The sequence below is a fragment of the Lentzea sp. NPDC060358 genome, assembly GCF_042725365.1.
Taxonomy (GTDB): Bacteria; Actinomycetota; Actinomycetes; order Mycobacteriales; family Pseudonocardiaceae; genus Lentzea.
In genome coordinates this window covers 1-18,248 of record NZ_JBHXCW010000080.1, presented here as the reverse complement: position 1 = coordinate 18,248, position 18,248 = coordinate 1, and the positions used below count along the sequence as shown (strand labels likewise).

20 protein-coding genes are annotated in these 18,248 nt (G+C 73.3%); 13 read left to right on the top strand and 7 right to left on the bottom strand.

Annotated elements, in window-relative coordinates:
* The first annotated feature begins 18 nt into the window (after positions 1-18).
* The 5 genes from ACFWGZ_RS18845 to ACFWGZ_RS18825 all read left to right on the top strand — a co-directional run bounded on the left by ACFWGZ_RS18845 (position 19) and on the right by ACFWGZ_RS18825 (position 5,533).
* Entirely contained in the window at positions 19-1,392 is a 1,374-nt protein-coding gene (locus tag ACFWGZ_RS18845) for a hypothetical protein (protein WP_382452811.1), read from the top strand.
* The gene (locus ACFWGZ_RS18840) at positions 1,389-1,844 is read left to right on the top strand and encodes a hypothetical protein (protein ID WP_382452810.1); all 456 of its coding nucleotides are present in this window, start codon (positions 1,389-1,391) and stop codon (positions 1,842-1,844) included. Before ACFWGZ_RS18845 ends, ACFWGZ_RS18840 begins: the two co-directional genes overlap by 4 nt.
* On the top strand, positions 1,837-4,326 hold the full coding sequence (locus tag ACFWGZ_RS18835; protein ID WP_382452809.1) for an Hsp70 family protein: 2,490 nt from the start codon (positions 1,837-1,839) through the stop codon (positions 4,324-4,326). Before ACFWGZ_RS18840 ends, ACFWGZ_RS18835 begins: the two co-directional genes overlap by 8 nt.
* Positions 4,323-5,147, top strand: coding sequence for a tetratricopeptide repeat protein (locus ACFWGZ_RS18830; RefSeq protein WP_382452808.1), 825 nt, complete (start codon positions 4,323-4,325; stop codon positions 5,145-5,147). Before ACFWGZ_RS18835 ends, ACFWGZ_RS18830 begins: the two co-directional genes overlap by 4 nt.
* A gap of 149 nt (positions 5,148-5,296) precedes the next feature.
* Positions 5,297-5,533, top strand: coding sequence for a hypothetical protein (locus tag ACFWGZ_RS18825; RefSeq protein WP_382452807.1), 237 nt, complete (start codon positions 5,297-5,299; stop codon positions 5,531-5,533).
* On the opposite strand, the gene ACFWGZ_RS18820 is transcribed toward ACFWGZ_RS18825, so the two are convergent.
* From ACFWGZ_RS18820 to ACFWGZ_RS18810, 3 genes are all read right to left on the bottom strand, one after another.
* A complete protein-coding gene (locus ACFWGZ_RS18820) occupies positions 5,520-6,737 on the bottom strand; it encodes a PP2C family protein-serine/threonine phosphatase (RefSeq protein ID WP_382452806.1) in 1,218 nt (405 codons plus the stop codon). The two genes, ACFWGZ_RS18825 and ACFWGZ_RS18820, sit on opposite strands and share 14 nt — an antisense overlap.
* Positions 6,734-7,174, bottom strand: coding sequence for an ATP-binding protein (locus ACFWGZ_RS18815; RefSeq protein WP_382452805.1), 441 nt, complete (start codon positions 7,172-7,174; stop codon positions 6,734-6,736). The genes ACFWGZ_RS18820 and ACFWGZ_RS18815 overlap by 4 nt, the downstream gene beginning before the upstream one ends.
* A gap of 187 nt (positions 7,175-7,361) precedes the next feature.
* On the bottom strand, positions 7,362-7,856 hold the full coding sequence (locus ACFWGZ_RS18810) for a MarR family winged helix-turn-helix transcriptional regulator (protein WP_382452804.1): 495 nt from the start codon (positions 7,854-7,856) through the stop codon (positions 7,362-7,364).
* A 90-nt stretch (positions 7,857-7,946) separates the two neighbouring features.
* On the opposite strand from ACFWGZ_RS18810, the gene ACFWGZ_RS18805 reads away from it, so the two are divergent.
* A complete protein-coding gene (locus ACFWGZ_RS18805) occupies positions 7,947-9,128 on the top strand; it encodes a PP2C family protein-serine/threonine phosphatase (protein ID WP_382452803.1) in 1,182 nt (393 codons plus the stop codon).
* A gap of 97 nt (positions 9,129-9,225) precedes the next feature.
* Positions 9,226-9,453, top strand: coding sequence for a DUF2188 domain-containing protein (locus tag ACFWGZ_RS18800; RefSeq protein ID WP_382452802.1), 228 nt, complete (start codon positions 9,226-9,228; stop codon positions 9,451-9,453).
* Positions 9,454-9,786: 333 nt separating this feature from the next.
* Here ACFWGZ_RS18800 and ACFWGZ_RS18795 read toward each other — a convergent pair whose 3' ends face one another.
* Positions 9,787-9,972: a hypothetical protein gene (locus tag ACFWGZ_RS18795; RefSeq protein WP_382452801.1), complete on the bottom strand. Its 186-nt coding sequence runs from the start codon at positions 9,970-9,972 to the stop codon at positions 9,787-9,789.
* 232 nt (positions 9,973-10,204) lie between these two features.
* Between ACFWGZ_RS18795 and ACFWGZ_RS18790 the strand changes: the two genes are divergently transcribed.
* Positions 10,205-10,942, top strand: coding sequence for a D-Ala-D-Ala carboxypeptidase family metallohydrolase (locus ACFWGZ_RS18790; protein WP_382452800.1), 738 nt, complete (start codon positions 10,205-10,207; stop codon positions 10,940-10,942).
* A gap of 33 nt (positions 10,943-10,975) precedes the next feature.
* Here the strand turns inward: ACFWGZ_RS18790 and ACFWGZ_RS18785 are convergent, their stop codons facing one another.
* Positions 10,976-11,776 carry a helix-turn-helix transcriptional regulator gene (locus tag ACFWGZ_RS18785; protein WP_382452799.1) on the bottom strand — a complete coding sequence of 267 codons (801 nt, stop codon included), beginning with the start codon at positions 11,774-11,776 and terminating at the stop codon, positions 10,976-10,978.
* 67 nt (positions 11,777-11,843) lie between these two features.
* On the opposite strand from ACFWGZ_RS18785, the gene ACFWGZ_RS18780 reads away from it, so the two are divergent.
* The 5 genes from ACFWGZ_RS18780 to ACFWGZ_RS18760 all read left to right on the top strand — a co-directional run bounded on the left by ACFWGZ_RS18780 (position 11,844) and on the right by ACFWGZ_RS18760 (position 14,932).
* Entirely contained in the window at positions 11,844-12,542 is a 699-nt protein-coding gene (locus tag ACFWGZ_RS18780) for an SDR family oxidoreductase (RefSeq protein WP_382452798.1), read from the top strand.
* 24 nt (positions 12,543-12,566) lie between these two features.
* Positions 12,567-13,178, top strand: a complete 612-nt coding sequence (locus ACFWGZ_RS18775) for a histidine phosphatase family protein (RefSeq protein ID WP_382452797.1) — start codon at positions 12,567-12,569, stop codon at positions 13,176-13,178.
* 59 nt (positions 13,179-13,237) lie between these two features.
* Positions 13,238-13,726, top strand: coding sequence for a hypothetical protein (locus ACFWGZ_RS18770; protein ID WP_382452796.1), 489 nt, complete (start codon positions 13,238-13,240; stop codon positions 13,724-13,726).
* Positions 13,723-14,091 carry a hypothetical protein gene (locus ACFWGZ_RS18765; RefSeq protein ID WP_382452795.1) on the top strand — a complete coding sequence of 123 codons (369 nt, stop codon included), beginning with the start codon at positions 13,723-13,725 and terminating at the stop codon, positions 14,089-14,091. The genes ACFWGZ_RS18770 and ACFWGZ_RS18765 overlap by 4 nt, the downstream gene beginning before the upstream one ends.
* A gap of 100 nt (positions 14,092-14,191) precedes the next feature.
* Positions 14,192-14,932: a ribonuclease activity regulator RraA gene (locus ACFWGZ_RS18760; protein WP_382452794.1), complete on the top strand. Its 741-nt coding sequence runs from the start codon at positions 14,192-14,194 to the stop codon at positions 14,930-14,932.
* A 61-nt stretch (positions 14,933-14,993) separates the two neighbouring features.
* Here the strand turns inward: ACFWGZ_RS18760 and ACFWGZ_RS18755 are convergent, their stop codons facing one another.
* Entirely contained in the window at positions 14,994-16,271 is a 1,278-nt protein-coding gene (locus ACFWGZ_RS18755) for a mandelate racemase/muconate lactonizing enzyme family protein (protein WP_382452793.1), read from the bottom strand.
* Positions 16,268-18,248, bottom strand: a 1,981-nt coding sequence (locus ACFWGZ_RS18750) for an ABC transporter permease subunit (protein WP_382452792.1), incomplete at its 5' end; no start/stop codon positions are given. The genes ACFWGZ_RS18750 and ACFWGZ_RS18755, both read right to left, overlap by 4 nt.

The window sequence follows — 18,248 nt, the reverse complement described above, 5'->3', positions numbered from 1 at the left end:
CCGCCCTAGCGTGATCCCATGCCGATCAGCCAGGACAGGAGTCGCGGGGCCACCGCCCGGCTCCGCGACGTGACGGGGCCGGACCTCTACCGGCGCAACCCGTTCCGGGTCGTCGGGCTGGCCACGACGACCAGGGCCGCCCAGGTGCGCGCCCAGCGCCACCGGGTGCTCGGCGTGCTCGACCTGGGCGGCTCCGCGGTGCCCGGCGACCGCCGGCTGCCGTTGCCGCGGCCGCCCTCCGCGCAGGAGGTGCGCGCCGCGTTCGACGCGCTGGAACGGCCCGAGCACCGGCTGGTCGACGAACTGTTCTGGTGGTGGGGCGACCCCGGCGCCTGCGGGTGCGCGGCCGAGGTCCACCAGGCGCACGACGAGGCCGTCGAGGCGCACGCGAAGGCGCTCGACGCCGAGGCCGACGAGGACCTGTGGGTCGATGCGGCGGACGCGTGGATGGACGCCCTCGACCTGCCCGGTTTCTGGGCCCACGTGCGGCACCGGGCGGCGGCGCTGTCCGACCGCAGGACGACCGAGTCCACGGTGGACGACCTGCGGGCCGCCCTGCCGGAGGCGCTGCTCGCGCCGCAGGTCTCGCTCGCCGCGAGCAGGCCCGTGCTCGCCCGCCTGCTCGACACCTGGGACGTGCCCGCCAAGATGATCGACGACGCGCGGTACACCGCCGCCGCACCGGCGTCCCGGCGGATCGACGAGCTGGTCGAGGAGGTGCACCGGTTCCTCACGGTCACCGCCACCACCGCGGCCGCGGGCCGGGTGGCGGAGCTGCCCGCGCTCGCCGACCTGCTCGAGGAGCTCGCCCCGCACGAGCGGTACCGGTGGTCGGCCAAGCAGCGCAACCGGGTCGCGGTGATGCTCAACAACACCGGGATGGCGTTGCGGGACACCGACTTCCGCCGGTCCACCGGCCTGATCGAGCAGGCGCTGTCGTACGTGGTCGAGCAGAGCGACCGGACGACCATCCAGGCCAACCTCGCCGACGCGGCCGCCGTGCGGCCCTTCCGCCTGGAGCCCGTCGTCGTCGCACCGGTCCAGGTGACGCCGGCGCGCTGGCCGTCGAACATCGCGGTGTGCGTCCTGTACGTCGCCGCGATGACGACCTGCGTCGTCGGTCTGCTCGGCGGGCCCACGTGGCTCGCGGTCGTCGCGACGATCCTGTTCTCCTGGGCGCCGATGGGCGTCGTCACCTCCGACGGCTACCGGTCGGTGGTGGGCGAGAAGGTGGCGGTCCTGGTGGGCTCCCTCGCGTTCGTCGCGGGCTGGCGGGCCGTGAGCACGCTCTCCTCGGACGTGCTGGCCCCGTTCTGGTGGTCCGCGGCGGCCTTCGTGCTCTTCTCCCCCTTCGTCTACGTACTGGTCGCCGAGCTGAAGGACAACCGATGAGGGGGCAACGCCGCTATCACCGCGAGTTCCGGATCGCCGCGCCGCGCTGGCCGGCGCCGGTGTCGCTCGCCGCGCTGGTCGGCCACGCGGACGTCCCGGCGCTGGGCGAGAAGGACCTCGCCGACGCCGCGACGAACCTCTGGCGCGCGCAACGCAGGCTCTCCCGGCTGCTGGAGGAGAACTCGCGGGAGGCCAAGCGGGTCGACCGGTACCTGCAGGCGACCCGGCGCGCGCTCGACGAGGCGGGGCTGCTGGTCCAGGACCACGACGGCACGAAGTTCCACCCCGGCCTCTCGCTCGAGGTGCTGACCATGCAACCGGTTCCGGCGCTGCGGCACGAGGTCGTGCTCGAGACCGTCCGGCCGTCGGTCTACCTGGCGGGCCACCGCATCCAGATGGGGCAGGTCATCGTCGGCTACCCCGAGGACGTCTTGGAGGACAACGATGCGTGACACCATCGACTTCGGCATCGACCTCGGCACCACCAACAGCGCGATGGCCGTCGTGCGCGACGGCGCCGTGGCGGTGGTCAAGAACAACGAGGGCTGGGACTACACGCCGTCCGCCGTGGGGATGCCGCGACACGGCGTCACGCAGGTCGGCCGCGGCGCGCGGGACCGCGTCCCGGCAGACCCGGACAACGTGCACGTCGAGTTCAAGCAGGAGATGGGCCTCGCGGGCGCCGTCAGGACGTTCCCGAAGGCGGGCGTTTCCCTGACCCCGCAGCAACTCTCGGCCGAGGTGCTCAAGTCGCTGCGCGCCGACGCCGCCCACGCGTTCGGCGAGGCGCCGCCGGCAGCGGTGATCACCGTGCCCGCCGCGTTCCGCCTGCACGAGAACAACGCCACCGCGGAGGCGGCCGCGCTCGCCGGCTTCGGCACCTGTCCCCTGGTGCAGGAACCGACCGCCGCCGCCTTCGCCTTCGGGTTCCAGAACGAGAGCACCGACGCCTGCTGGATGGTGTTCGACTTCGGCGGCGGCACGTTCGACTCGGCGATCGTGAGCACGCACGACGGCGAACTGCGGGTGCTCGACCACGCGGGCGACCCGCACCTGGGCGGCAAGCTGATCGACTGGGCGATCGTCGAGCGACTCCTCGTCCCGGCGGTCGAGTCCGGGCTGGGACTGCGCGACCTGCGCCGCGACGACCCGGCGTGGCGCGGCAACTTCGCGCGGCTCAAGGACGCGGCGGAACGGGCGAAGATCGCGCTGTCCCGCGACGACGCCGTCGACGTGGACGTGGAACTGGTCGTCGGCGACCGCGGTGTGGCCTTCGACCACACGCTGCGCCGCGACGACGTGGACCGCGTCGCCGAGCCCTACTACCTGCGCGCGATCACCCTGTGCCGCACCGCGCTCGCCTCGGCCGGGCTGGGCGTCGCGGACCTCGACCGGCTCCTGCTCGTCGGCGGCACGACCCTGGCGCCCGGCCTGCGCGAACGCCTCGCGGACCCGGCGGCGGGCCTCGGCGTCGAGCTCGACCACAGCCAGGACCCGAGCACCGTGGTCGCCCGCGGCGCGGCGGTGTTCGCGAGCACGCAGCCGCTGGAGCGGCCCCGGACCCCGGCCGTGGCGGGCAGGTTCGGCGCCGACCTGCGCTACCCGCGCGCCACCAGCCTCGACGTCGTGCCGGTGCAGGGCAGGATCGAGAGCACCACCCGGCAGGACTGGTCGCGCTTCCACGTCGTGCTGGCCAACGAGCGCGGCACCCCGCCGTTCCGCACCCCGCAGGTCAGCCTGGACGCGCAGGGCGTGTTCGTCACCGAGGTGCGGCTGGACGAGCGGGCGACGTCGACGTTCGCCGTGCTGCTCGCCGACTCCGGCGGTGTGCGCCACGAGGTGGAGCCGGCCACCGTGACGATCACGCACGTGGTGAACGAGCTCGGCGGCCAGACGCTCACCAACTCGCTCGGACTGGCCGAGGCGGACGGCACGTTCACCCCGGTGCTGCACAAGGGTGCCCGCCTGCCCGCCGCCATGTCGGGCACCTTCTACACCACGATCGCCTTGCACCGCACGGACTCCGACGCGGTCATCCGCATCCCGTTCGTCGAGGGCGAACGAGCGCGCGCCGACCGGAACCTGCGGATCGGCCTGATCGAGATCCGGCCGAAGGACGTGCGCCTCGACCTGCCGAGCGGCAGCGAGGTGGTGGTCACGGTCGAGGTGGACGAGTCGCGGCTGGTCCACGTCGTCGCGGACGTGCCGCTCGTGGACGAGCAGTTCGAGGCCGAGATCGACCTCGACGACGTCCGCGCTCCCGGCAGGGAGGCGCTCGAGACCCAGCTGCGCGAGGTGCACGGCAGGCTGGCGGCGTTGCGCGAGGACCCCGCGGTGCCGGCCCGCGCCCGCGGCAGGCTGGACCAGCTCGAGGACGGCGGGACACTCCCCCTCGCCCGCGAAGGCGTCCGGGCCGCGGCCACCGACCTCGGCAGCGCGGCGGCGGCCGACGAGCGGCTGCGCGAGGCCCACACCGTGCTCGACGAGGTGGAGCGGGAACGCGACCTGCACGGCCTGTTGGGCGAGCTCGACGAGCAGATCGCGCACTGCCGCGAGCTGCTCGACCAGAAGGGTGCCGCCGACGACCACCTCGAACTGGCCGACATCGAGCGCCGCGCCGCCGGCCTGCGCGACACCCCCGAACGCGACGCCGTCGAGCAGCTGCTGACCAGGGCCGTCCACCTCGCCACCACGGTGATGAAGCGCGACGAGACCTACGACATCGCGATCTTCCACCACTTCCGCTCCCACCTGACGAGGCTGCAGCAGCCCGTCCGCGCCCGAGCCCTGATCGCCGAGGGCAACCAGGCGCTGGCCGAGGGCAACTGGCGCACCCTGCCGGCGATCAACCAGGAGCTGCGGGCCCTGTGGCCCGCGGGAGAGCAGCACCGCCTCCCCGGCGGCGTGCGCAGCCTGCACGGCAGGCAGCGGTGAACGTCCTGGCGCACGCTCGCGACCTCGACCGCGCCCGCGCCGCCGACCTGGCCAGGGCGGGCCAGCACGAAGCGGCCCGGCGCATCCTCGAGGGCCTCGGCCGCGATCCGTCCACATTGGACCTCCTGGCGCGGGTGCACGCCCAGCGCGGCGACCTGGCCGCCGCCGGGGCGGCGTGGGACGAGGTCCTCTCCCAGGACCCGGCACACGCCTCGGCGCTGGCGGGCACCCGGTTGATCGCCGGCATCGCCGCCGGCCGGCGCCGCGCCCGTCCGGTGCCGGTGGAGCTCCTCGGCGGTTCCCTGGCGGTCGTCGCGATCGCGTTGGGCGCGGTGCTCGTGCTGCCCCACGACGAGCCATCGCCCGCCGCCTCGCCGCCCGCGCCGGTGGTGACGTCCACCCCGCCGCCGCCCCCGGTCGTCCCGGCGTTGCTCGCGCCACTGGCGAGTCCGGACGTGCGCGTGTCGGCTGCGGGTGCCGGGGTGCACGTGGTGTTCCTGCAGGGGATGTTCCCGCCGGACGGCACGTCGCTGAGCCGGAGTGGCCGGGAGCAGCTCGAACGGTGGGGGCGGCTGTTGCGGGGCAGGGCGGTCCGCGTGACGGTCGTCGGCCACGGGGTGGCGGTGCCGGGCACCCCGTCGACCGGCGGTTCGACGACGGCGATCGCGAGGGCGGCCGCCGCCGTCGAAGTACTGGCCGCGGTGGGCGAGCAGCCGCCGGCCGCGTTCGTGCTGCGGTCGGCGGAGCAGTCGGACCTGCCGCACGCCGGGGGCGAGGCCGCGCTGAACCGGACCGTGACGCTGCAGGTCCACCCGCGGTAGCCAGGTCGGTCCGCGCGGGGCGGCGACACCGGGAGGCGGCCCATCCCGCGCACGACGAGCCGCAGGCCGCGCTCTGCGCGCTCGCTCTCACCGAACCGGACGCGGGCGGCTTCTGCTTCGCCGAGAACGGGGAAGCGTCGTTCGCGGAAATGGGCGCCGCCGTGGCCGACCGGCTCGGCCCGGGACCGGTGCGGCCGTGGCCGCTCGCCGAGGCCGCCGTGTGGGGCGAGGGCTTCGCCCGGTGCACGCTGGGGCCGACAGCCGGGTGCGGGCCGGCCGGGCGCGGGCACGGGGGTGGCGGGCCCAGCCGGGCGCGGGCGCGGGGGCGGCGGCCCCGGCACACCTCGGTCACCGCCCGGGTCCGGGCCGAGCTCAGGCGCCCGTGAAGCGGACGCCCAGCAGCACCGTGTCGTCGGTGTAGACGACGATGTCGTGCATGTCCCGCACGATGGCGGACAACGCGAGGTCGAGCGGGCTGGCGGCGTGGGTGCGCGCGGTGCGGACCAGGCGTTCCTCGCCCTCGTCGACGTCGCCGCGGCTCTCGACGAGCCCGTCGGTGTAGAGCAGGACCTCGTCGCCCGGCGACAGCACCGTGCTCGGGATGTGTGCGCTGCCGGGGTCGGGGAACCCGACGCCGCGGCCGGGGGCGTGCAGGTAGGACGGCTCGCCGTGCGCGGGGACCAGCAGCGCGGGCGGGTGGCCGCCGCCCGCCAGGCGCAGCTCGCCGGTGCGCGGGTCGAGCCGGGCGAGCAGGACGGTGGCCATGAGGCCCTCGTCGATCTCGGCGGCGCGGCGCACCAGGTGCTCGAACGGGTGGCCCTCGCGGGTCAGCGTGCGGATGGTGTGGGTGACGTTGAGGGCGTTGCGCGTGCACGTCACGCCGTGGCCGACGGCGTCGACGATCGTGATCTGCAGGACGCCGTCCGGCAGGACGAACCAGTCGTAGAGGTCGCCGCCGGTCGGCGCGTCGGGGTCGGCGGGCTGGTAGTGCACGCCGAGCTCGACGCCCGCGACGGTGGGGGGCGGCGGGCGCAGGGCGTCCTCGAGCTCCTGGAAGATCACGGCGTGGGCGCGGCGGAGCTGCTCGTCGCGCTGCTCCAGCTCCACGTACATGGCGAGGACGCCGCTGTTGGTCTCGGACAGCTCGTGCTTGAGCTGGCGGTGCTCGCGCTCCAGCGCGTCGACGCGCGCGAGGCCGGCGCGCAGCTCGGCCTCGGTGGCGCGCAGGTCGTCCTGCACCGGATCGGCCCCAGTGCTCGCGGGCACGCCGGAGCGGGCGGGCAGGTGCCACACGGCGGCGGGCTCGTCCCCGTACTCCGGCAGCAGCGGGAGGGTGAGCGTGCGGGTGCGGTCCAGGGGCGCGCGCAGCGGCACGGTGACGACCAGCGTGCTCGTGCCGATCGGCTCGTCCCGGACGTGCGCGCGGGCGGTGGCGGGCTCGGCGGTCAGGTGGTCGCGGGCCAGGGCGGTCGCGCTCAGCACCAGCCGCGCGCGCAGCTCGACGTCCACGCCGTGCTCGTCGCAGATCGACCGCAGGCGCGCCCGCAGCGCGGTCACGTCCCCGGTCGTCGCGGGCGGCTCGGCGCTCACGCCCGCCACCTCACGACCGTGACCGTGGTGCCCGCGCCGGCGGCGGTGTCGATGCCGAACTCGTGGACGAGCCCGCGCGTCCCCCCGAGGCCGTGACCGAGTCCGGCTCCGGTGCTGAAGCCGTCGGCGAGCGCCGCCTCGACGTCGAGGATGCCGGGGCCGCGGTCGGTGACCTCCAGCCGCAGTCCCCTGCGGCCGCACGTCCCGACGAGCTCGCGGACGACCATGGTGCCGCCGCCACCGTGGACGTAGGCGTTGCGGGCCATCTCGTTCGCGGCGGTGACGATCTTGGTCTGCCCGACGAGGTCGAACCCGGCGGCGATGGCCGCGGCGCGCACGAGGTGCCGCGCGGCGAGCACGTCCGCCTCCGAACGGACTTCGCGGACCAGGTCGGCCGCCGCCGGCACGGGCCGGGCGAACGGCTCAGCGGGTCGCACGGGAGCGGCTCCGACGCGGTCGGGAAAAGGCGCGCACCGCAGCCTCATCTGTCGCCACCCAAGCCCCCACCGCCGACTGCTTCCGCTCTGAACTATTGTCGCCCGGCAAACGTTAGCAGAGGCGACTCGCCGTGACCGGTGTTGCGGCACGGGAGTCCCGGCGAGTCGCGAGGGGGCGTGCGCACTGTCACGCGGACCGGGTGCCGGCCTCGTCCCCGCCGGCGGCCGGCGGGTGGACCTCCACGGCCGTGTCGCGGAACCGCCGCAGCCCGCTCACCAGCGTGGACCGCGCGGCGGGCGGCAGCGCGTCCACGACGTCGCGCAGGTGCTCGCGGCGCCGTTCGCGCAGGTCGATCAGGTAGGCGCGGCCGCGCTCGCTCAGCGACAGCTCGACCTCGCGCCGGCTCGTGGCGCTCAGGCCGCGTTCCAGGAAGCCGACGGCCTGCAGCCGGTCGCACAGCCTGCTGACCGAGGACGGGGCGGCGTCCAGCGCCTCACCGAGCGCGCGCAGGTTCGTGCCGGACGTCTTCTCCAGCACGAACATCACGCGCAGCTGGGACACCGAGATCGGGGCGGGCGAGGCGTCCTTGCTCCGCTCCCACATCACCTCGATCTGTTCAACCACCTGGGTGAGAACCTGGAGCACGTCGTCGACACCGGCGTGGGGCCGTATCCGGTTCACCCGCCCACTGTCGCATCATCACCTCGTCCCTGTCATGTCCTGCCGCCGGCGACGCACGACCGGCAGCCGTCCCCAGAAAGCAGGAACCCCGTGCCCGCGCCCGCCGAGAACAGATACCTGGCCGTCGAACAGGCCCTCCGCGCCGCGCAGCCGCACGACCTGCTGAACGTCACCCGCGCGCAGCTGCGGCAGCTGTTCCGGGCGGACGCGGTGGACCTGCTCATGGCCGACTACGGGCTCACCATGCTGCAACCGGTCGCGGAGCTGCCCCGCACGAGCCGGCCGATCTGGGTGAACGGCAGCACGCCGGGCCAGGCCTTCGGCTCCCAGCAGCCGGTCACCGAACGCCACCCCGGCCCCTCCGCCACCGTCCACCTGCCGGTCACGGTGCGCGGCGACCGGCTCGGCGTGCTGACCGTCGAGCTGCCGGACGTGCCCGGCCCCGACGAGGTGACCGAACTCGTCACCATCGCGCGGGCGCTGGCCCACGAGATCGTGGTCGCCGAACGCGACACGGACCTGTACCTGCAGGCGCGCCGCGCCACCCGGCTGACCCTCGCGGCGGAGATGCAGTGGCAGCTGCTGCCCGGCCGGTCGTGCAAGGGCACCGAGTACGACCTGGGCGCCCAGCTCGAGCCCGCCTACGCCATCTACGGCGACAACTTCGACTGGTCCGCCTCCGCCGAGCACCTGACGCTGACCCTCACCAACGGCATGGGCGAGGGCCTCGACGCCGCGCTGCTGACGAGCCTCGCGATCAACGCGCTGCGCAACGCCCGCCGCGCCGGGGTGCCGCTCGCCGACCAGGTCGCGCTGGCCGACCAGGCGGTCTACGGCCAGTACGGTGGCCGGTTGCACGTCTCGGTGCTGATCCTGCGGTTCGAGCTCAAGACCGGCAGGGTCGAGGTGATCGACGCCGGGTCGCCCCGCCTGTGGCGCCTGCGCGGCGGCACCGTCGAGCAGATCGGGTTCGACGCCCAGCTCCCCCTCGGCATGTTCGAGGACACCCCGTACGCCGCGCAGGAGTTCCAGGTCCAGCCCGGCGACCGGCTGGTCTTCGTCAGCGACGGCGTCTACGACGTCGCGGCGCCCAACGGCGAGCTCTACGGCACCCGGTCGCTGGCGCGCGCGATCAACCTGACCCGGCTGCTGCCCGCCGCCCAGGTGCCGAGGGAGGTGCTCCAGCAGCTCGCCGGGCACCGCACGACCGGGACCGTGGACGACGACGCGATGGTCCTGTGCCTCGACTGGCACGGCCCGACCACCTCCTGACTGTCCATTCAGGACTTCCGCCGCGCCGCCGGCCGAGGTGTCGGCGGCCCCGTGCCGGGGCACCCTCCTCGCGACCACGACAGCGAGGAGGCGTTCGATGCAGGGCGATGTCGAGACCTACCACGAGAACGGCACCTGGAAGACCAAGGTGGAAGGCAACTCTCAAGCGTCCAGCACGCACGACACCAAGGACGAGGCCGTCGCGAAGGGCCGGGAGATGGCCAGGGAGCGCGGAGTCGAGCACATCATCCGCAACCAGGACGGCACGATCGGCGAGAAGAACACCCACCCGCGCAGCAGCGACCCGCGCGACATCCCCGGCTGATCCGCACCGGGCCGCGAGGCGGGTGCCGGCCGGGACCTCGAACCCGGCCCGCACCCCCGGCTGGTGCAGGACGCTCGTCGGCACACCGGAGACCGGGATCCCCGCCGCGGCAACGAGGTTGTCGTCGCAACGCACGAATGCGGCGCGGTGCGGCCCCCACGGCGTGTGATCGTCGGGCAGGGCGCGTCCATCGAGGGGAAGGCGCCCGCTCAGGAACCGTCCTTTTCGGACGGATCTCCGCGACGGCGGCCTCGACGATGCGCAGCCGGGTGGCGGCACCCTTCCTGGTGGTCACCCCGCGGACTGCACCCGCGGGTCCATTTTCCGCCGGGCTCACCGCGTGCGGTAGTGCACCACCAGACCGGCGATGAAGACCAGGGTCAGCACGCCGAAGACGATGCCGAGGACCGTGCTGATGCCCGTGGTCTGGATCGCGGCGTTGGCGACCGCGCTCAGCGCGAGGCCGGTCCACAGGAGCGGGCGGGTGCTGGAGTTCGAGGTGATCTCGTTGTTCGTCATGGAAACGAAGTTAGTGATCGAGCGCCTTCGCGGAGAGCCCCTCCACTGCCCGAGCCGGGGTGGAGCAGGCTCCACCCCGGTCCGCCGAACGGCGGGACGACCTGGTCGCACGGGCAGGGCTGTCCGGGTGGTTTCCCTCCGCCTGACTAGGGGTTCATTTGGTTGCTCATTGACAGACGCGGCGCGCACTCGACAGGCTGCACGTTCCCTGCGATCGAAAGGTGCACCTGTCGTGAAACTCCGTTTCCTGTTACCGGCGCTGGCCCTGGTCACCGGGTTCGTCGTCACCCCCGCCGCCGCGCAGGCGGACCCGGTGTCGGCCGCGGACGCCTGCTACACCTGGGGGCGCACCCTCTCCGAGGGGACGTCCGGCGAGGACGTGCGCCAACTGCAGATCCGCGTGGCGGGCTACCCCGGCTACGGCGCGGTGCTCGGCATCGACGGGCAGTTCGGGCCTGCGACCAAGGCCGCGGTCACCCGGTTCCAGCAGGCCTACGGCCTCGGTGCGGACGGCATCGCGGGATCGGCCACCTTCACGAAGCTCTACGCGTTGCAGGACGACGACTGCACGCCGGTGAACTTCACCTACGACGAGCTGAACAACTGCAACTCCGACTGGTCCGGCGGCAACGTCTCGGCGGCGACCGCGCGCGCCAACGCGTTGGTGTCCATGTGGAAGCTGCAGGCGATGCGGCACGCGATGGGCGACCGGCCGATCGACGTCAACGGCGGCTTCCGCAGCGTCTCGTGCAACAACGCCGTCGGCGGCGCGTCCGGCAGCCGCCACCTCTACGGCGACGCCGTCGACCTCGGTGCCGGGGCGCAGGGCTTCTGCGCGCTGGCGAAGCAGGCGCGCAACCACGGGTTCAACGAGATCCTCGGCCCGGGCTACACCGGTCACAACGACCACGTGCACGTCGCGCACAAGTCGAGCCGCTTCTGGTCCGCGCCGAGCTGCGGCGTTTCCTAGGCGCCCCGACGCCGGGCGGTGATCACGCCGTGGTCACCGCCCGGCCGCCAGCCGGCTCAGCGCCCGCGCCGAGGGCGATCCCGCGTCGGCCGTGATGAGCACGACCTCCTGGTCGTCCTCGGGCACCAGGAGCACGTCGCAGTTCACCCGCACCGTGCCGGCGTCCGGGTGCTCGATGGTCTTGGTGCGGTGGCCGGGGGCGTGCACCGGGCGCGTCCGCCAGATCTGCCGGAACTCCTCGCTGCCCGCGTGCAGGTCGGCGAGCAGGGCCGCGAGCTGCGGGTCGTGCGGGTAGCGGTCGGCCGCGCGGCGCAGGCGGGCGACCACGACGTGGCCGAACTCCTCGGCACCGGAACTCTCGTACGTCGTGCCCAGGAAGCGGCGCCGGGCCAGGTTCGCCGTGCCGTCCCGGAGGCCGAGCAACGCCGCGGCCAGCGGGTTCCAGGCGACGACGCCGTACGCCGCGTCCGTGACGATGGCACCGGTCTCCGGCAGCCGCTCCAGCATCCGCGCCACGTGCGGGCGGACCCCGCGCACCGCCGTCACGCCGGGTGGCGTCACCGTGCCGGCCAGGCGGAACAGGTGGCTCCGTTCGGCGGGCGTGAGCAGCAGGGCTCCGGCCAGTCCCTCCAGGATGCGGTCGGACGGGCGCGGGCCGCGGGCCTGTTCCAGGCGCGTGTAGTAGTCGACCGACATGTGCGCGAGGTCCGCCACCTCCTCGCGCCGCAGTCCCGGGGTGCGGCGGTCCGCACCCGTCTCGGCGAGCCCGAGCTCGTGCGGGCGCAGGGCCGCCCTGCGGTCCCGCAGGAAGCGGGCCAGTTCCTGCCGCGCCATGCCACCTCCTCTGCCTGGTACAGGTTATCCCTGGCAGCGTTCACGGCGGCGGCGCACGATGATCGACATGACTCGCACCGCACTGGTCACCGGCGCCAACAAGGGAATCGGCAAGCACATCGCCCGCCTGCTCGCCGCCGAGGGCTTCACCGTCCACGTGGGAGCGCGCGACCCGGAGCTCGGACGGCTCGCCGCCGAGGAGGTCGGTGGTCTCCCGCTGGTCCTCGACGTGACCGACCCCGCCGGCATCGCCGCGGCCGCCGCGCGGGTCGGCACCCTGGACGTGCTCGTGAACAACGCCGGCATCTCGACCTCGCTCGCCCTGCCCACCGACACGGACCTCGACGAGCTGCGCCGCACGTTCGAGACCAACGTCTTCGGCGTGGTGGCGGTGACCAACGCGTTCCTGCCCGCCCTGCGCCGCTCCGCCCACCCGCGCATCGTGAACGTCTCCAGCGGCACCGGGTCGCTGACCTGGAGCACGAACCCCAACCCGCAGTTCGCCCACGGCATCGGGGGCGCCGCCGCCTACCGGTCCTCCAAGGCCGCGCTGAACGCCCTCACGGTCTTCTACGCCCAGGCGCTGGAGGGCTTCAAGGTCAACGCGCTCGCCCCCGGCCTGCGCGCCACCGACCTCAACGCCCGCGCCGCGGCCGGCGGCGACCCGGCCGAGGCGGCCGAGGGCGCCGTGCGGCTGGCCCTGCTCCCGGACGACGGCCCCACCGGGGCCTTCTTCTCCTGGGACGGGACACCCGTGCCCTGGTGACCCTACGATGGCGTTGTCATCCGGATGACGACATCATGGAAGTGGTCGATGGCGGCTCGGCACCTGTACGTGGTGCGGCACGGCGCGGCGAGCCCGTTCGGGGAGCTGACCGACGTCGGCCGGCGGCAGTCCCACCTGCTCGGCGACCGGCTCGCCCGCCTGCCGGTGGACGCAGTCTGGCACTCCCCGCTGCCGCGGGCGGCGAGCACGGCCCAGGTCCTTGGCGAGCACCTGCCGGGGGTGCCCGTCGCCGAGGCGGCCGAACTGGTGGACCACGTGCCGCACGTGCCGGCCGAAGTGCCGCCGGCGTGGGCCGGTTTCTTCGACGGCCACGACGCCGCGGAGGCCGCCGCCGGAGCACGACTCGCGGACGCGCTGACCGCCCGGTTCGCGCGGCCGGCCGTCACCGAGACGCACGAGGTGCTGGTGACGCACGCCTACCAGGTGGCCTGGCTGGTGCGGCACGCGCTCGGGGCGCCGCCGGACCGGTGGCTCGCGATGAGCTGCGGCAACACCGCTCTCACCGTGCTCCAGCACCGCGACGGCACGCCGCCCGCACTGGTGCTCCACAACGACATGGGCCACCTGCCGCCGGACCTGCGCTGGACCGGGTTCGGGCCGGGCGTGCGGCCGTGAGCGGACCGCGACAGGACTGCGACGGCACGAGGACTCGGCGCTGACCCGCGCTCGGCACCGTGGCCGCCACGACCGAACTCCGGACCGCCGGTTCACCGCACCGGACCCACGTGCCGGCGCTCGTCGTCGTGCTGGTGGTGGTGACCCTCGTGGTCCTGGCCGTCGCACCGGACCCGCTGGTGCGCACGACGCTCTCCGACGGTCCGTGGGTGCAGGCGAACCTGGTGTGGCCGATGGTCGTGGTGCTGGCCCGGAACGAGCGCCGGGCCAGCCGTGGCGGCCTGCCTGGCCGCCCTGTGGCTGCTCGCGGACGGCGCGGAGTCGGCGTGGTTGTTCACCGGTGGCCTGTTCGCCCACTCGGCATGCGCGGCCGTCCTCACAGGACTGATCGCGCACGCTCCGGAAACCGCGCTGGCGCGGGGCGCACCGGGGTCGTCGTGGTCGCCGCCGTCACGGCCGGGCTCGCGCTGCTGTGGGTGCTGCTGCCCGCGCCGCCCGCGCCCGTGGTCGACGTCACCGGCCTCGGCCGAAGCTGCTGCGGGCCGTGACGTCGAGCGGCGCGAAGCCGGTGCTCGTCACCGCTCCTCCCCTGCGGCCGGACGACTTCTACCGGCCGCACCTGGCCGAGCTCGGCCGCGCGCCCGCCGTCGCCCGGTCCGTCGTGGACTCGTCGTCCGGGCAGGCCGTCCTGCTCGACTCCGTCGCCGTGTGGGGGAAGTCGTACGAGCGGGAGAGGAACGGCAAGCCGGACCGCAGCGCCGACGGCATCCACGCGTGTCCACAGGGGGCGGCCCGGTTCACCCGGTGGCTGCTGGGAGAACTGCGCACCCTGCACCCCGGCTTCTCCCCCGCCGAACCGGAGAAGTGGGCCGGCACCGGGTGGTCCGCCGACGACCACTTCGCCCGCTGCTGACCTTGCGACCAACTGCGGGTACCGCGGGGGTCGCGCGGGACTAGGCTCGGATGCGAGACCTCCGGCAGTTGCGGCAGCACGGATCCGAGGGAGCCACGACGTGGTCGAAACGCACGACATCGTTCGCCCGCCCGCAGAACTGAGCGCGGCCCTCGCGGCCATCGGCAGCGCCACGGCCAGTGCCGAGCTCAGCCGCATGGGCATCCGCAGCGCGTTCATCCGCGGCCCGGTCACCGTCACACCGGGAGTGCGCGTGGCCGGTCCGGCACTGACGCTGCAGTTCATGCCGAAGCGCGAGGACCTCTACCCCGTCGACGAGTACGAGGAACCGGAGAAACAGCTGCACCGGCACGTCATGTACCACGCCCGGCAGGGCGACATGATCGTCGTCGACGCGCGCGGCGACATGAGCAGCGGCGTGTTCGGCGAGATGATGCTGACGTACTTCAAGGGCCGCGGCGGTGCCGGCGTGGTGATCGACGGCTGCCTGCGCGACATCGGCGAGGCCAAGAAACTGGGCCTGGGCATGTGGATCCGCGGTGCCACACCGAACTACCACGCCCAGACGAACATCGTGCCGACCGCCGTCAACGTGCCGGTGGCGTGCGGTGGCACGCTCGTGGAGCCCGGCGACATCGTCGTCGCGGATGACGACGGCGCGGTCGTGGTGCCGGTCAAGCTGGCGCCCGCCGTGCTCGCCGTGGCGCAGGAACACGCGGAGTGGGAGGAGTTCTCCCGCATCAAGCTGTCCGAGGGAGGCGACCTGCAGCGGTACTACCCGCTGTCGGAGGAGGCCCGTCCCGAGTACGAGCGGTGGCGGGCCGAGCAGGCCGGGAGCTGACCGAGGTGCGGCCCGCCCCGCGGGGCGGGCCGCGTCCGTCCTCTGTGGCCGGTCGGTGGCCTCAGCTCCACAACCGGTCGTGGCTCTTCTCCCGGTCCCAGTGCGAGGTCTCGGCGAAGAACACCGGGTCGCGCGGGTCGAGGTGCCGTTGCAGCAGCTCCTCGTCGAGGTCGCCGAACCCCAGCCCCGGCGTGTCCGGCACGGTGATGTGACCGTCCTGGATGAGCGGGCGGGGCAGGCCGGTGACGAGGTCGCTCCAGAACTCCACCTCGGCCGCGTGGTGCTCCAGCGCCAGGAAGTTCTCGGTCGCGGCGGCCAGGTGCACGCACGCCATCGTCGCGATCGGCGACGCCGCGAGGTGCAGCGCCATGGGGATGCCGCGTTCCTGCGCGTAGTCGCCGAGCCTCTTGGTCTCCGCGATCCCGCCCGCCGTCGCCGGGTCCGGGTGCACGACGCGGATGGCGCCCGCGTCGAGCAGCGGCCGGAAGCCGTCCAGCAGGTAGATGTCCTCACCGGTGCAGGTCGGCACGGCGACGGACGTGGTGAGCTGGCGCCACTGGTCGGTCAGCTGCCACGGGATCAGGTCCTCGATCCACGCCAGCGTGAACGGCTCCAGCGCCCGGCCGATGCGGATGCACGAGTCGAGCGCGATGTGCCCGAAGTGGTCAGCGGCCAGCGCCACGTCGTAGCCGACCACCGAACGCACGGTGTCCACGTAGGACGCCAGGTGCTCGACGCCCTTGGCCGTCACCTGGATGCCGGTGAACGGGTGCATCGTCGTCCGGTCCGCGCGGGCGCCCGCCGGGGCGATCAGCGCGCCCGGCACGTCCCACAGCAGGTCGATGCCCACGTCCATCTTGAGCATCGTGAACCCGCGTTCCCTGCGCTCCAGCAGCCGCGCGCCCATCGCGTGCGGGTCCGGCAGCGTCGGGGTGTCGGCGTAGCACCGGACCTCGTCGCGGAACCGGCCGCCGATCAACGCGTACGCGGGTACGCCGTAGGCCTTGCCGGCGAGGTCCACCAGCGCCATCTCGACGCCGGAGACCCCGCCGCCCTGCCGGCCGTGGTGCCCGAACTGCTTGATCTTGCGGAACACCTTGTCGAGGTTGCACGGGTTCTCGCCGACCAGCCGGCTCTTCAGCACGAGCGCGTAGGTGGCGCTCGCCTGGTCGCGCACCTCCCCGTAGCCCACCAGGCCCTGGTTCGTGTCGATCCGGATGATCGACGAGCGGAACGGCACCCCGGCGACGTTGGCCACCCGCAGGTCCGTGATGCGCAGGTCGCTGGGCCTCGACGCCGTCGCGACGTGCTCCTCCGTGATCGCCGGGGTCCCGCTCATCCCTTCACCGCCCCCGCCGTGAGGCCCTCGGTCAGGAACCGCTGCCCGAACCCGTACATCACCACGACCGGGATGCTGATCAGCAACGACGCCGCCGCCAGCTGGCCCTGCGGCACCACGTCACCGAAGATCATCGACTGCATGCCGACGGGCAGCGTCTTGTAGTCGTCCTTGGTGATGAACACGAACGCGAACAGGAACTCGTTCCACGCGTTGGTGAGCGTGAACAGCGCGACCGCGAGCAGCCCCGGTTTCGCGAGCGGCAGCACGATCCGCAGGAACGCGCCGAACCGCGTGCAGCCGTCGACCAGCGCGGCCTCCTCGAGGTCGGCGGGGATCGACTTGAAGTACCCGACGAGCAGCCACGTCGCGAACGGCAGCGTGAACGTCGGGTAGGCGAGCACCAGCGACCACAGCGAGTCGTTGAGCCCGATGCCGCTCATCATCTGGTACAGCGGGATGAACAGCAGCGCACCCGGCATCACGTAGGTGAGCAGGATCGTCACCGTGAAGCTCTCCGAGCCCCGGAACTTGAGCCGTGCCAGCGCGTAGCCCGCCAGCGCCGCGCAGACCAGGGCGATCACCGTGGACGCCACCGACACCAGGATCGTGTTGACGTACCAGGTGCCGAACGCCCGGTCGGTGAACAGGTTGGTGAACTGCTGGGTCGTCCACGGCGTCGGCCAGAGGTCGTCCGTGCGCGCGACGATCTGGTCGTCGGACTTGAAGGCCGTGACCGTCATCCAGTACAGCGGCGCGAGCACGAAACCCAGCAGCCCCAGCAGTGCGACGCCCGAGCCGGTGCCGCCGACCAGCCGGGCCGCCAGCCGGTTGCCGCGCGCGGCGAGCACCGACACGACCCGTCCGACGGCCGCCGCGAGCACCACGAACACGCCCAGCACCAGCGCGGCCTTCCACACGATGTGCGGTGACGCCCAGACCAGCAGGAGCGCCGAGACGACCACGATCACCCACGGCAGCGCCGCGCGCTGCGCCGGGGACAACCGCCTGCGGCCCAGGTCTCCCGCGCTCGGCAGGTCGCTGCGGCGCATCATCCGCACGAGGATCACGACGAGCACGGCGACGACCGGCAGCATCACCAGGGTCACCGCGGCGCCCGCGCCGAGCTGCAGCTGCTGGATGGCCTTCGAGTAGGCCACCATCACGTACGGCGCGGTGGCGTCGCCCGGCCCGCCCTGGGTCATCAGCCAGATCAGGTCGAAGTTGTTGAACGTCCAGATCGACGACAGCAGCACCGTCACGATCATGATGTTCCGCAGGCCCGGCAAGGTGATGTGCACGAACCGCTGCCACGGCGACGCACCGTCCACGATGGCCGCTTCGTACAGGCCGGCGTCGATGGCCTTGAGCCCGGCCAGGAACGTCACCGTGAAGAACGGGATGCCCTTCCACACGTTGACGAGGATGACGGCCGGCATCGCGAGGTTCGGATCGGACAGCCATTCCGCCGGCCACCGGTCGACGAGCCCGATCGCCGCGAGCGCGGGCCCGATGCCCGAGTCGGTGAGCAGGACGTTGACGCTGCCGAAGATCGGGTCGAACAGCGACCGCCAGGTGAAGGCCGTGACGACCGTCGGCACCACCCACGGCAGCAGGATGATGCCGGCGAAGAACGCGCGGCCGCGGCGCATGTGGTGCAGCATCATCGCCGCGATGAGGCCGAGGGTGACCTTGAAGATCTCGGCGTACGCGGTGAAGACGAACGAGTTGAGCACGCCCTTGTGGAACACCGTGTCGCCGATGAGGGCGGCGTAGTTGTCGAGCCCGACGAAGACCGTCTCCGCGCCGTGGCGCTCGGTGGTGCTGGTGAGGACCGAGTCGGCGATCGGGAACAGGATCAGGGCCGCGACCAGCACCAGGGTCGGCCCGATGAACACCGCGGCGAGGCGCCAGTCCCGCCCGAGCAGCCGCTGCGACGAGGAGAGCGACGGCGACCCGCCCGGCGCCGGACTGGCC

What these genes read in the sequence shown, in the direction of transcription:
- ACFWGZ_RS18840 (WP_382452810.1), top strand. Translation starts at nt 1,389, where the DNA reads ATGAGGGGGCAACGCCGCTATCACCGCGAGTTCCGGATCGCCGCGCCG.
- ACFWGZ_RS18795 (WP_382452801.1), bottom strand. Translation starts at nt 9,972, where the DNA reads ATGACGAACAACGAGATCACCTCGAACTCCAGCACCCGCCCGCTCCTG.
- ACFWGZ_RS18775 (WP_382452797.1), top strand. Translation starts at nt 12,567, where the DNA reads ATGACGACATCATGGAAGTGGTCGATGGCGGCTCGGCACCTGTACGTG.
- ACFWGZ_RS18825 (WP_382452807.1), top strand. Translation starts at nt 5,297, where the DNA reads ATGGGCGCCGCCGTGGCCGACCGGCTCGGCCCGGGACCGGTGCGGCCG.
- ACFWGZ_RS18755 (WP_382452793.1), bottom strand. Translation starts at nt 16,271, where the DNA reads ATGAGCGGGACCCCGGCGATCACGGAGGAGCACGTCGCGACGGCGTCG.
- ACFWGZ_RS18780 (WP_382452798.1), top strand. Translation starts at nt 11,844, where the DNA reads ATGACTCGCACCGCACTGGTCACCGGCGCCAACAAGGGAATCGGCAAG.
- ACFWGZ_RS18845 (WP_382452811.1), top strand. Translation starts at nt 19, where the DNA reads ATGCCGATCAGCCAGGACAGGAGTCGCGGGGCCACCGCCCGGCTCCGC.
- ACFWGZ_RS18835 (WP_382452809.1), top strand. Translation starts at nt 1,837, where the DNA reads ATGCGTGACACCATCGACTTCGGCATCGACCTCGGCACCACCAACAGC.
- ACFWGZ_RS18785 (WP_382452799.1), bottom strand. Translation starts at nt 11,776, where the DNA reads ATGGCGCGGCAGGAACTGGCCCGCTTCCTGCGGGACCGCAGGGCGGCC.
- ACFWGZ_RS18800 (WP_382452802.1), top strand. Translation starts at nt 9,226, where the DNA reads ATGCAGGGCGATGTCGAGACCTACCACGAGAACGGCACCTGGAAGACC.